Annotated in this window: 12 protein-coding genes; 6 read left to right on the forward strand and 6 right to left on the reverse strand. The window is 33.1% G+C overall.

The annotated features are described in order from the left end of the window. Nucleotides 1-115: 115 nt before the first annotated feature. The 4 genes from KZH69_RS04275 to KZH69_RS04290 form a co-directional block, all read right to left on the reverse strand. Nucleotides 116-757, reverse strand: coding sequence for an O-methyltransferase (locus tag KZH69_RS04275; protein ID WP_219316222.1), 642 nt, complete (start codon nucleotides 755-757; stop codon nucleotides 116-118). Nucleotides 758-950: 193 nt separating this feature from the next. Beyond that, entirely contained in the window at nucleotides 951-1,505 is a 555-nt protein-coding gene (locus KZH69_RS04280; RefSeq protein WP_219316223.1) for a hypothetical protein, read from the reverse strand. 2 nt (nucleotides 1,506-1,507) lie between these two features. Then, nucleotides 1,508-2,902 (reverse strand): hypothetical protein, encoded by a 1,395-nt coding sequence (locus KZH69_RS04285; RefSeq protein ID WP_219316224.1) that lies wholly within the window; start codon nucleotides 2,900-2,902, stop codon nucleotides 1,508-1,510. Nucleotides 2,903-2,930: 28 nt separating this feature from the next. Beyond that, nucleotides 2,931-3,494 (reverse strand): YceI family protein, encoded by a 564-nt coding sequence (locus KZH69_RS04290; protein ID WP_219316225.1) that lies wholly within the window; start codon nucleotides 3,492-3,494, stop codon nucleotides 2,931-2,933. A gap of 614 nt (nucleotides 3,495-4,108) precedes the next feature. Here KZH69_RS04290 and rlmN point away from each other — a divergent pair. Continuing rightward, the gene (rlmN, locus tag KZH69_RS04295) at nucleotides 4,109-5,152 is read left to right on the forward strand and encodes a dual-specificity RNA methyltransferase RlmN (protein ID WP_219316226.1); all 1,044 of its coding nucleotides are present in this window, start codon (nucleotides 4,109-4,111) and stop codon (nucleotides 5,150-5,152) included. Nucleotides 5,153-5,233: 81 nt separating this feature from the next. On the opposite strand, the gene KZH69_RS04300 is transcribed toward rlmN, so the two are convergent. Further along, nucleotides 5,234-6,094 carry a hypothetical protein gene (locus KZH69_RS04300; RefSeq protein ID WP_219316227.1) on the reverse strand — a complete coding sequence of 287 codons (861 nt, stop codon included), beginning with the start codon at nucleotides 6,092-6,094 and terminating at the stop codon, nucleotides 5,234-5,236. 347 nt (nucleotides 6,095-6,441) lie between these two features. On the opposite strand from KZH69_RS04300, the gene KZH69_RS04305 reads away from it, so the two are divergent. From KZH69_RS04305 to dnaG, 5 genes are all read left to right on the forward strand, one after another. Then, nucleotides 6,442-7,419, forward strand: coding sequence for a polyprenyl synthetase family protein (locus KZH69_RS04305; protein WP_219316228.1), 978 nt, complete (start codon nucleotides 6,442-6,444; stop codon nucleotides 7,417-7,419). Between the two features lie 169 nt (nucleotides 7,420-7,588). Then, nucleotides 7,589-8,146 (forward strand): RNA polymerase sigma factor, encoded by a 558-nt coding sequence (locus KZH69_RS04310; RefSeq protein WP_219316229.1) that lies wholly within the window; start codon nucleotides 7,589-7,591, stop codon nucleotides 8,144-8,146. A gap of 15 nt (nucleotides 8,147-8,161) precedes the next feature. After that, a complete protein-coding gene (locus KZH69_RS04315; RefSeq protein WP_219316230.1) occupies nucleotides 8,162-8,860 on the forward strand; it encodes a hypothetical protein in 699 nt (232 codons plus the stop codon). A gap of 30 nt (nucleotides 8,861-8,890) precedes the next feature. Beyond that, entirely contained in the window at nucleotides 8,891-9,931 is a 1,041-nt protein-coding gene (locus KZH69_RS04320) for a hypothetical protein (protein WP_219316231.1), read from the forward strand. A 133-nt stretch (nucleotides 9,932-10,064) separates the two neighbouring features. Beyond that, nucleotides 10,065-12,041, forward strand: coding sequence for a DNA primase (gene dnaG / locus KZH69_RS04325; RefSeq protein ID WP_219316232.1), 1,977 nt, complete (start codon nucleotides 10,065-10,067; stop codon nucleotides 12,039-12,041). Here dnaG and KZH69_RS04330 read toward each other — a convergent pair. Continuing rightward, complete coding sequence (locus KZH69_RS04330) at nucleotides 12,038-12,667, reverse strand: response regulator transcription factor (protein WP_219316233.1); 630 nt, start codon at nucleotides 12,665-12,667, stop codon at nucleotides 12,038-12,040. The two genes, dnaG and KZH69_RS04330, sit on opposite strands and share 4 nt — an antisense overlap. Nucleotides 12,668-12,752 lie beyond the last annotated feature (85 nt).

Below are 12,752 nucleotides of genomic sequence, written 5' to 3' on the forward strand. Positions count from 1 at the left end.
AAAAAACAATAAGGATTTCACTATAGACGAGCGAAGCAATCAGGGCTAAGGAATAGGGGTTAAAGTTGCGATAGGATTATTTTCAATTTATGTATCAAGAAAGAAATTTAAATTCTTAAATCACCCGGCTCACTGTTAACCCATCACGAATAGGTAATAATACAGTTTCTACTCTTGTATCATTTTTTAGTAATTGATTGTATTCTACCAGTATTTTGGTGCTGATGTCGTTAGGGTGTATCGGTTCCAGTACTTTACCGCTCCACAATACATTATCAGATAGAATAATACCGCCTTTATTCATTTTAGGTAGAATCATTTCAAAATAGTTAAGGTAATTTTCTTTATCGGCATCGATGAAAACCAAATCAAATTTCAAGTCAAGATTTGGGATAATAACGACAGCTTCTCCTAAATGTTGTATAATTTGATTTCCCCAAGGTGATTTGTCAAAATGCTTACGCTGAAAATCAACCAATTCTTCTTTGATATCAATGGTGTGCAATTGTCCGTTTTCCTGCATGCCTTCGCACAAACACAAAGCCGAGTAGCCTGTATAAGTTCCAATTTCCAAAATATTAACAGGGCGAATTAATTTGGCCAACATACTCAAAACACGTCCCTGAAAATGCCCGCTCAGCATTCTGGGCAGCAATATTTTTTGATACGTTTCTTTGTTTAGAGCTGCCAGTAATGCTGGTTCTTTTTCAGAATGTTGCTCAATATAATCTTCTAAATCTTGTGAAATGAAATGCATTTTTGTGTTTTGTTGAAATTTGCTACAAAGTTATTCATTTAACATTTATAAAGAAGTAGTTGGGAGTACTATTGTTAGGATTGAGGTTTTGTTTTAAATAAGGGTATTGTGAAATTTTGGAACCTTTTATAAAGCAAAAAAATCCTAGAAGAACTTTTGTTCTTAGGATAAAGGGATGAGGTAATGAGGTAATTTATAATTTATGCAAGTTGAAATGAATCACGAATTCATCTTTTACTTTTATTATACCACCCATTTTTGTTGGTGGTTCAAGACTAATTTCTGAAAAAGTTACCGCAACAACACCTTCAAGGGATTCTTTGGTGTTTCTTAAAACTAAGTTTTGATAGGAAAGGGTTTTGTCTGTTATATGAAAATTAAGACTGCATTTATAATTGGTTCCAAAAGGTTTTATGTTGGTAATAGTAACCGTGCTTTTTGGGAATTTGGTTGCTTTAACTGTGGTTTTAAGGTCTTTGTTCATAATTCGGTTCCCGCACTCAAAATTACTCATAGAGATTTCCGATTTCAAACTATTTTTGGTGTTAGAGTTTAAATAAATGGTGTCTCTATAGGTAAGTGAATTGGCGCAAGTGTATTTGCCTACTGTTGAATTGCCTAAAATTTCTATTTCCAGTTTGTCAATAATTATGGTATTTGGGTCAATTAAAAAAGAAATGGGTTTAGCACTTCCCAATAAAAGGAAAAGTACTAAACCCATAACTGTAAATATTATTCTTTGTTTCATATTTAGAATGAAATTGCGGCTTCAAATACTAGGCCGTTGAATTTACCGCCATAAAAATTATTAGCATTTGCAGTAGCTGGATTTCCTGTAAATTGTGCATAATCTCTATAGTTTTGATTAACATAATCTAATTTAGCTACAATGTTTTTAGTCATGAACCAACCAATGCTTGATTCAATTCTGTCTACAGTAACTTTTTGTGCATCTGCATTAGACAGTTTTCCCGATACAGTATTGTATTTTCCGGCGATATAGAATTGTTCTGTTTTTCCAAATCTATAAATAAGCTCTCCAGCATATTGGTCAGCAGTACGTTTGTCGTCAACACCCGCTTTATCTCCTCCTGAAGCTAATTCGGCAGTTCCAAAGAACTCAATACCTTTGTATTTTACAAATGGGTTAATCATGTACGAAGTAGCCCAGTTTTTGAAGCCAGGGTTGAAGGTTGCCTCTGGTGTGGAAGTTGAATTATAATTACTGGGAACATCAACACCGTTATTTTTATAAGCGCTATTGTTCAATACACCCCAAAAACCAAAGCCAGATCTAGAAGAAGAATATAAGTTTGAGTTACCCAAGTTTGCATTATGGTAGTAAGAACCTGTAAGTCTTACTCTCAAATCTTTGTCTATTTGTTTGTCATAACCAAGTTTAGCCAAGATTGTTGGACTAACTGACGTATTTGCATCTGGAGTAGCAGGAGAAAGAGTAGGAAAAGTTACTTCTTGAGTACCTTGATTTAAATTTCCATTTGTAGCACCTAACATACTTACCCATCCGTTTCTGTTGTAATATAGTTCTATACCCATCTCAGTAGTGAATGCATTCATGATGTTATTTCCAACAAATGCATTTCTAAGCGTGGCACCGTTGTCAGAACTTCTAAAGTGAGCATCACCAAAGTTGTTCTCCATTTGTCCGATTTTGATTGTAGCGTATTTCATTACATCAGCCAAAAAGTCTTTTTTGATGAAGTCTAGCTTGTCAATTTGTAAATATCCACCTCTTGCATAAGTGTCATTGTGGTGTCTTGAAGCTAAATAAATATCTAGATTTACTCTTACACCATCAAACAATTGGGCTCCAATAGTCATATCTGCTGCTGGAAGGACAAAATTATTTTCGGTATTCATCACTCGATATCCGGTAATTTTTGAAGGTGCAGGAAAATTTACTGGTTGATCATTGAACGAATTTATTGCTTGGAAATCCATATTGAATGCTGCACCTATTTCAACGCTAAGGCCTTCGTATTGAACAGAGTCTTTTACTACGTCAAAAACATTTATACCATTTTTGTCTCTAGCGATTCTGTTTTGTATGTGCCCAAATGAAACTTGAGCATTTACAGCGGCCATAGATAGTAAGGCTGCTGCTAAGAGATAAGTTTTTCTCATGATTATTGTTTTTATTTAGTTATTGTTTTTATTTGAAATTTAGATTAAATTTTATCGTTAAATCTTCTCCTGTTTTAATAGTACCAAACATAGCAGTTGGAGATTTCATGCCGAATTCTTTGAAAGTGATTTTGTTTGATCCTTGTAATGTAACTATTCCATTGGCAACAGTAGCTTTAACTTGTGTCTTTAGAGCTTTGCTTACCCCTGCTATGGTATAAGTTCCGCTAAGGTTCCATGTGGTTTCGTTTACTTTTTCGGCAGTTTGTAAAACATATTTAATGTTTTTAAATTTGTCTGTTTTTAAAGTTTCATAAGCAACCTTGTCCATGCTCTTTTTTTCGCTTTTTATCGTTTCGGCCGGAAGGGTAATATCGATGTTATTAATGTCTGTTAATTTTGAGTCGGTTACCGTAAGATTGGCTGTTCCAGTTCTTGAAGCAGATTTCATTTCCCAATCATGGAGTGTGGAGGTTCCAAATACAGAGAAATTTGTTTTTGCGTCTAATGTGTAGCTTTTTTGTGCATTTGCAGTAAACACAATTGCAAAGAATGTCAATGCTGTGGTAATTGTTTTAAGAATTGTTTTCATAACTTTTTTTAAATTAATTGTGATTAAGAAATTGTGATAGCACTAAAATTTTAATTCAATTTCCTTTTTTAAATCGTAATTGTGGTATTGATTGGTACAAATGTAAAATGGAAACCAAAATAAGAATATGATATAAATCATGTTAATAAAAATATAAAAAATGTATTTTAATCAATGATAGTTTAAGTATGCTTTCGATAACGTTTTTTATTGTCTTTCTTTAGATTCATTAAAAATAAAAATCTTATGCAATGCCTTTGTAAATAAGACTTAAGAGTATGTGGTGTAGGAAAAAAGACTCTTTTATATGGTTTTGTTTTTTATTTTTTATTTTTTATGATTTTTTCTTCGACAAATATTTAAATTGTAACGTATTTCTTGTAAATTTTTTATATAATGTAAAAATAAAATATTTTTTAACACTAAAACAATTTTGGGACATTTAAATTTCTTACCAAATTATTGATAAAGAAACTTGTTAATTACTTAAAAACACAGTGCTTGTCGATGCAGTTTGCTTACTAAAGTAATCAGAATAAATATTATTGGAACATCATAGTTTAAAATTTAGCTATCAAAACAACAATTCAATAAATTGTCATTAAATTTGCGCCATGCAAATCGATAAAAAAGACATACGAGCACTATCAAAAGATCAACTGAGAGATTTTTTTGTTTCCAATGGTGATAAGGCTTTTCGAGGAAATCAAGTCTATGAATGGTTGTGGAGTAAAGGAGCTCATAGTTTTGAGGATATGACCAATGTAGCCAAAAGTACTCGTGCCATGCTGGAAACCCATTTTGTAATTAATCACATTAAAGTGGACACGATGCAGCGCAGTGAAGACGGAACGGTTAAAAACGCAGTTCGTTTGCATGATGGGTTAGTGGTCGAAAGTGTTTTGATTCCCACCCAAACAAGAACAACGGCATGTGTATCAAGCCAAGTGGGGTGTAGTTTAGACTGTAATTTTTGTGCTACAGCTCGATTGAAACGCATGCGTAACCTAGAACCAGCAGAAATTTACGACCAAGTAATAGCGATTGATAGAGAAAGCAGATTGTATCACAATCATCCGTTGTCGAACATTGTTTTTATGGGTATGGGTGAACCCCTTATGAATTACAATAATGTTTTGAAGGCAATTGAAATGATTACCTCGCCGGAAGGATTGGGAATGTCTCCAAAACGTATTTTGGTTTCGACTTCCGGTATTCCCAAAATGATAAAGAAATTGGCTGATGATGAGGTGAAGTTCAAATTAGCGGTTTCGTTGCACTCTGCTATTGACGAAATCCGTTCTCGAATCATGCCGTTTAGTGAAAACTTTCCTTTGGCAGAGCTAAGAGAATCTTTAGAATATTGGTATCGAAAAACAAAATGCAAGGTTTCCTATGAATATGTGGTTTGGAAAGGAATTAATGATGATAAAGCTTCCATAGATGCGTTGGTGAAATTTTGTAAATATGTTCCCTGCAAAGTAAATCTGATTGAGTACAACCCAATTGATGATGGTGAATTTCAACAAGCTTCCGAAGAATCTATAAATGCCTATATTAAAGCATTGGAAAACACCGGAATTGTGGTTAAAGTAAGAAGAAGTCGCGGTAAAGATATTGATGCAGCTTGCGGTCAATTGGCCAATAAAGAAGCTTAAACACAGAATGGAAGAAATAAAAAAAGCATTAAAAAGAACAATTAAGTTCCTTTTAATGCTTTTTGCTTTTATAAAATTAGTTTATTTTTTTAATTCTATTGTGGTGGTTACACCTCCAGTAGTTACAGAAGCGAGATTATCACACTCTCCATTTCCATAATCGACCAATGTTTCTACACCATTTTTAACTTTTAAAACAGTACCAGAAACAGGGAATGGTTTTTTGCAAGCCATCACATAATGCAATGGCGTTTTAATAGTGCTTGACCATGTATCGCCATTTGGCTTGGTTGTAGTTCCGGTTCCGGTAACAAGGAAAACATTGTCTTCCCAACTGCCAATAGTATCATATCCTTCTACCATTTCTTTTACTCTATTTCCTGTTCTTGTATAAACAGATGCATCTTCAATAGTTACGGTCATGTCAACGGTACATGTGAATACAGGATGAACAGCAGCAAGTAATTCGGTACTTTTAAGAGCTCTTGTAATGGTTTTGCTGCCTTGAACTTTTTTGTCATTATGGTAAAATTGATCAAAACTATAGGTAATCGTTTGTTCGGGAGTGGTGAAATTTCCTGAAAAAGTTAGGGTGATTTTTCCTTTTACTACATTCCCGTTTTGTAGTGTACAGCCTTCAGTTCCAAAATCAATTGTTCCTGTGAATGTTCCATCTGTATAGGTCCATGTTACAACTGCACATGCGGGTAACATACTTGTCATCTTTTCTGATGATTTTCCTGTTGCGCTTTGTTTCATAGAAAATTGGTCTTCAACGATATTAGAAACATCATCAATTGAAGCATCAATTTTAGAGTCCAAAGTAACTTGGTCGGTTGAAGAAGCTGTTGTTGTAGCATCAGTAGTTTTGTCTGTCGAATCACAACTGATAAAAAAGGCTATTGCCATAAAAGTGGCAATCAATAAAAATTTAGTTTTCATAATTTTTGATTTAAGGTTTATTATGTGACGTAAATAAGTTTAAAAGGTTTAATTGTAAAAATTTGATTTTCTTTCAGATAGGATTTGAAAGAAAATGCTTTTTAGTAAAATCAATGATTTTTAGGTTTTTTTTGAGCAGAATTTTTTGTGTTTTAGTAAGGGAGTATACTGTAAAACACTATTTTTATAAAGTTATAATCATACATAAAACCGTTTTGCTAGGGTATTTTTATAGCTTAAAAAGATAAATGAATACAATTGTTGATATAAAATCACTCAATAATTAATTACACTTAACATATTATGATTAACGTTTTTTTATTTAAAATAGTATATTTGGCATCTAAATGAATATTACTACACAAATAAAACAGCCTATAGTTTACGAAATGGAACTTTTTGAAAAAAAGTTCTACGAATCGATGACTTCCAAAGTGGCGCTTTTAAATCGCATCACCTATTACATTGTCAATAGAAAAGGAAAACAAATGCGACCTATGTTTGTTTTTCTAATGGCCAAAATGGTTTCCAAAGGTGTTGTCAACGAGCGAACGTATCGAGGTGCTTGTGTAATCGAATTAATTCATACAGCAACCCTTGTTCATGACGATGTTGTTGATGATAGCAACAGACGTAGAGGGTTTTTCTCTATAAATGCACTTTGGAAAAATAAAATTGCCGTTTTAGTTGGTGATTATTTGTTATCTAAAGGATTGTTACTTTCTATTGATCATGGCGATTTTGATTTACTTAAAATTATTTCAGTGGCCGTGCGGGAAATGAGTGAAGGTGAGTTGCTTCAAATAGAAAAAGCCAGAAGACTCGATATTACGGAAGTTATTTATTATGAAATCATTCGAAAAAAGACTGCTACTCTTATAGCTGCCTGTTGCGCTCTTGGTGCTAGATCGGTTATAGAAGATGAAATTCAAGTAGAGAACATGAGAAAATTTGGTGAACTCATCGGAATGGCTTTTCAAATTAAAGATGATTTATTCGATTATTCTGAAGAAGCCATTGGAAAACCTACTGGGATTGATATCAAAGAACAAAAAATGACTTTGCCACTAATTCATGTTCTGAATAATTGTACTTCAAAAGAAAAAAGTTGGCTTATTAATTCAATAAAAAACCACAATAAGGATAAAAAAAGGGTTAAGGAAGTAATTGCTTTTGTAAAAGACAATCAAGGCTTGGCTTATGCCGAAAATAAAATGGTTGAATTTCAACAAGAAGCTTTACTATTGTTGAATGATTATCCTGAATCCGAATATAAAGCGGCGCTTATTCTCATGGTTAACTATGTTATAGAAAGAAAGAAGTAAATTTCAATTCTTTAAAAAAATCTTTTTTTATATTTTAAATTCTTGATAAATAGCTACTTGTGGTGTTTGTTGTGGTGAATTGTACTTTTATTTTAACTTTTTTTTGAATCCATGCAACCTTTTTGCCATAGTTCTCGTCTATAGTTATAGAAACACTTTTTTAAAGACTTTGAAAGTAATTAATTTACATCAGGAAGAAAATGAAATAATTGCATTGGCTGTTAAAAACAACCGGCAGGCTCAACAATGTATTTATTCCAAATATGCGCCAAAAATGTTAAGTGTTTGCAGACAATACATAAAAGATATTCAATTAGCTGAAGATGTAATGATTACCGCTTTCATGAAAGTATTTGTCAATTTGGGACGATTTGAAAACAAAGGCAGTTTTGAAGGCTGGATTAGGAGAACGATGATTAATGAGTGTATTTCATTTATTAGAGTCCAAAAAAAGGTCCATTTTATAGAAGATACATTTGGTTGTGAGGAAGTGGATAGTGAAACCGATATTCAGTTTTCTATAGAAGATATTCAAAGTTTGATAGACAGTTTGCCGGATGGTTACAAAATCATCTTTAATTTATTTGTTATTGAAGGGTATAAGCACAAAGAAATTGCAAGTATGTTGGGAATTAATGAAGGAACTTCCAAATCCCAATTTGCACATGCCCGAAGAATTTTGAAAAATCAAATAAATATTTTGAAAAATAAAGAGAAGTATTCTTGAGTAAAAAATAATATGATGAAAAAGAGTGTTATAGAAAATCAATTTAAAGAAAAGATTAATGCAAGGGAGATTACCCCCTCAAAAGCTTCTTGGGATAGGTTAGATGCGATGCTTACTATTGCCGAAAAGCCAAAGCGTAACTTTAATTGGATGTATATTGCTGCAAGTATTCTAGGTTTTTTACTAATAGGTACTTTATATTTTAATCAAAAGAAAAATGAGACCGTTATTAATAAGGATACGATTGTAGCTAATGAACCTAAAGTTATTCCTGAAATAAAAACTGTGCCAGAAAAAATAAATTTGTTCAAAATAGTTGAGGCAACAAAAATTATTGAAAAGCAATTAGCGTCAACAGAAATAAAATCAAAAGTTGGTTCTGATAGTGTTTTATCAAACACAGTAATTCAAGTTGCAGAAAAAGAAATTATTCAAGAACAACAATTACCAATCATCAATCAAAAAGCGGAACAGAAAATAGTTCCGACAAAGCCAAAGTATGTTAATGTTGACGAACTATTAGCATCGGTAGATAATGCCTCTCCAAAAAAGAGTTCTATAGTAGCCAAATCCAATGTAAAAGTTAATTCGAATGAATTGCTTACTCAAGTCGATGGTGAACTAGATCTTACTTTTAGAGAGAAAGCGATTAAAACGGTCAATCAAAATTTTAAAGCAGTAAAATTAGCTTTGAGCAATCGAAATTCAGAATAAATCATCAATCACATTTAAAAACAAACAAACATGAGGAATTTTAAAATTTACTTATTAGTATTCGTATGCCTTTTCGGAAGCAAAATGAGAGCTCAAGAATCATTTGAAGGCAAGGCAAAAGACATTGCTTCACGTATAGAAACCATTGTAAAAGAAGAAAAAAATGAATTGAAAGTAGAAGTAGAAGCAGTTAATGAACAGTTAGCAAAAGGTAAACTAACGAATGAAGAAGCTGATGAGAAAAAGAAAGCTTTGGCGGAGGCCCGTGCGAAAACAATAGAAGAGAAAGTAGCAAAAGTTGAAGACGAACTGCACACGTTAGTTCAGGATAAAGTGGACGGAAAAATAAAAGACATAGATACTTCCAAAACGATTACGATTCATTTTAGTAAAGATTATTTCTCTCACCACGATAAGTGTAGTAGTGGAGAAAAAAGAACCACTTCTCAGTTTGTGTTTGCATTTGGGGTAAATAATTTAGTAAGCAACAAACAAGTGGCTCATTCGGATTTTAAATATTGGAAATCTCACTTCTACGAATGGGGATTTACATACAACACAAGGATTTTAAAAGAGGACAATCTATTGCATTTTAAGTACGGAATGTCACTAATGTATAATAATTTGCGGCCAACGGATAATCGTTACTTTGAAAAAAATGGAGGGCAAACCGATTTGGTAGTTAGTCCAGTACACTTGGATGAATCGCGATTTAGAAATGTGTATATCACGGTGCCTCTGCATTTAGAATTTGATTTCACGAAGAAAGAAATACGTGATGACGCCAATTATTTTAGAACTCATGAAAGTGTGAGAGTTGGTTTAGGTGGCTACGCTGGATTTAGGGTAAAATCGAAGCAAATCCTTTGCTTTGATGATGCTAACGGGAATGATGTGGAACAAAAAACCAAGGGCGGTTATCATGTAAATGATTTTAATTATGGATTGAGTACCTATGTGGGATATAAAGCAACAAGCTTGTACTTAAAATATGATTTGCAACCGTTGTTTGAAAACAATCCTATTGAACAAAATAATATTTCATTAGGGCTTCGTTTCGATTTTAATTAGTTAAGTTGTTTAATGTTAAAAAGTGTTTCAGCGATGAAGCACTTTTTTTATTTTGAATTATAAAGTTTGATTTGTGTATTTTTGTATTCGTTCGAATTTTTGAGCATTTTACAACTAAATATTTTCATACGTTTTGATATCACAAGCAACCATTGATACTGTTTTTGAAACTGCTCGAGTAGAGGAGGTTATTGGGGATTTTGTTCAATTAAAAAGAGCAGGTAGTAATTTTAAAGGGCTGAGTCCATTCTCGGATGAGCGTTCTCCTTCATTTATGGTTTCTCCGGCAAAAGGAATTTGGAAAGATTTTAGCTCTGGCAAAGGTGGAAACTCCGTTGCTTTCTTGATGGAACATTCGCATTTTACGTATCCTGAAGCCATTCGGTTTTTGGCCAAAAAATACAATATTGAGATTGAAGAAACGGAACAGTCAGATGAAGAAAAATTAAATACTGACGTTCGCGAAAGTATGTATTTGGTATCTGAATTTGCCAAAACTTATTTTCATAACACACTTTTAAACTCGGAAGAAGGAAAAGCAATTGGACTTTCTTATTTTAAAGAACGTGGTTTTACCAATGAAACGATCAAGAAATTTTCTTTGGGATATTCTCCGGAAACTTGGGATGCTTTTACTAAGGAAGCCTTAGGTAAAGGCTATAAAATGGAATTTCTGGAAAGTACAGGATTAACCATCGCCAGAGAAGATCGTCCTTTTGACCGATTCAAAAGCAGAGTAATGTTTCCTATACAAAGTATGTCGGGACGAGTACTTGGTTTTGGAGGTCGGATTTTGACTAATGATAAAAAAGCGGCTAAATATTTGAATTCCCCGGAGAGTGAAATTTACCACAAAAGTAAAGTACTGTATGGTATTTTTCAAGCCAAGCAGTCTATAGCCAAATTAAACAATTGCTTTTTGGTCGAAGGATATACCGATGTTATTCAGTTCAATCAAGCGGGTATTGAGAACGTAGTTGCTTCTTCGGGAACAGCTCTTACACCAGATCAAATCCGATTAATCAATAGGTTGACCAAAAATATAACGGTACTGTTTGATGGTGATGCAGCTGGACTTCGTGCCTCTGTTCGTGGAATAGATTTGATTCTTGAAGAGGGGATGAATGTAAAAGTTTGTACTTTCCCTGATGGAGATGATCCGGATAGTTTTGCCAGAAAAACGTCTTATGAAGATTTGGTTGCTTATTTGGAGACCAATGCCAAGGATTTTATTCAGTTCAAAGCATCTCTTTTGATGAATGAAGCTAAAAACGACCCTGTTAAGAAAGCTGATTTAATCAGGGATATGGTGACCAGTATATCTAAAATACCGGATAGAATTCAGCGTGAAATCTATATTCAGGAATGTTCCAGAATAATGGATATTTCCGAGCAGGTTTTGACCAGTACTTTGGCGCAGTTGGTTCAAAAAGATATTACCGAAGTTGGCAAAAAAGCAAAACAAGAACAAAAAGCTTTTGAAATTGTAAAAAATGAAAGTCCTGTTCAAGCTTCGAAAGTCGATGTGTTGTATCGTTTGGAACGCAAAATAATAGAGATCCTTTTGTTGTATGGAAATAAAACAGAAGAGTTTGAGGATGTCTTTTTGAGAACTAATGGGGAAGGCGAAATCGAAACTATAATCGAAAAGAAAGAATACAAAGTATACCAAAGAATTTATTTGAGTTTACAGGAAGATGAGGTTGAATTGGCCAATCCGTTGTTTCGCGATATTTTTAATGACTTGATTCAGTATTTTCTTCAAAATGAGAAATTGGAATTCGAAAAATATTTGATGCATTTGAATTCCGATTTTGCCCAAGAGGTGACGGATATATTAATGGAAGACGAAAGATTAGTGTTGCATAATTGGGAAGGGCAAAATATCATTCCTAAAACCAAAAACGAAACTATTAGTCAATACGTTTCCGAAACTATTTTGACAATGCGTTGGTATTTGGTAGATAAAATTATAGATGAATTAAAAAACTCTGTATCAAATGAACCAGGTTCAGATAATACAGAGTCTATGTCAATGGCGATGGATTACTACAAACTAATTAATTCATTTTCAAAAAAACTAGGAAGAGTAATGTCTCGCTACAGTTAAACGATTTCTAAAGTTTTAGCTTTATTTACTAAATCTACTAGATTCGTAACGTTTAATTTAGTTAACAATCGTAATTTATAAGTACTGATTGTTTTTTCGTTGAGTGATAAAATCTCAGCGATTTCGTGGTTTTTCTTACCATCGCTTAAATAACGCAATACTTCTACTTCACGATTGGAAAGCTTTCTGTACAAACGTTCGCTTTTGCTTTGCTTTGCAATTAAAGCAATGTTTTTCATGACGGTTTCATTCATGATTATTTTTCCTTGGTTCACTTTGATGATCGACTGACCCAAAGTTTCAAGCTTCTCCGTTTTGTGGACAAATCCGGAAACTCCTGCTTTAATAGCATTTGGAGCGTAAATTTGTTCTGAAAGCCCGCTGTAAAAAATAATTTTTGTTTTTGGAAAATTTTTCAAAATCGATTTGATTTCGAAAATACTTGCTAAACCTTCAAGTTCTAGGTCCAAAACAAGAACATCTATTTCTTTGGTAAGAAGGATGTCTTTTACCATTGCAAAATTACCAACGTTAGCAACGATGGAGATTTCGGAATGGTCTTTGAAGTACGATTTTATTCCAAAATGTACTACAGGATAGTTATCTGCTAAACAAACTTTAATCATGGTATTTAGTTTTAGGATTGTTTTTGAAGATATAAAATTAAAAAAATATTTTGATATAAGTCTAATTTTTCGGACAAAATATTTT

Source organism: Flavobacterium taihuense (assembly GCF_019351435.1).
In the GTDB taxonomy this organism is placed as follows: Bacteria; Bacteroidota; Bacteroidia; order Flavobacteriales; family Flavobacteriaceae; genus Flavobacterium; species Flavobacterium taihuense.

Coding starts and splice junctions, on each gene's coding strand:
- KZH69_RS04290 (WP_219316225.1), bottom strand. CDS start 3,494: ATGAAAACAATTCTTAAAACAATTACCACAGCATTGACATTCTTTGCA.
- KZH69_RS04280 (WP_219316223.1), bottom strand. CDS start 1,505: ATGAAACAAAGAATAATATTTACAGTTATGGGTTTAGTACTTTTCCTT.
- KZH69_RS04285 (WP_219316224.1), bottom strand. CDS start 2,902: ATGAGAAAAACTTATCTCTTAGCAGCAGCCTTACTATCTATGGCCGCT.
- KZH69_RS04300 (WP_219316227.1), bottom strand. CDS start 6,094: ATGAAAACTAAATTTTTATTGATTGCCACTTTTATGGCAATAGCCTTT.
- KZH69_RS04275 (WP_219316222.1), bottom strand. CDS start 757: ATGCATTTCATTTCACAAGATTTAGAAGATTATATTGAGCAACATTCT.
- KZH69_RS04330 (WP_219316233.1), bottom strand. CDS start 12,667: ATGATTAAAGTTTGTTTAGCAGATAACTATCCTGTAGTACATTTTGGA.
- KZH69_RS04320 (WP_219316231.1), top strand. CDS start 8,891: ATGAGGAATTTTAAAATTTACTTATTAGTATTCGTATGCCTTTTCGGA.
- KZH69_RS04305 (WP_219316228.1), top strand. CDS start 6,442: ATGAATATTACTACACAAATAAAACAGCCTATAGTTTACGAAATGGAA.
- KZH69_RS04315 (WP_219316230.1), top strand. CDS start 8,162: ATGAAAAAGAGTGTTATAGAAAATCAATTTAAAGAAAAGATTAATGCA.
- rlmN (WP_219316226.1), top strand. CDS start 4,109: ATGCAAATCGATAAAAAAGACATACGAGCACTATCAAAAGATCAACTG.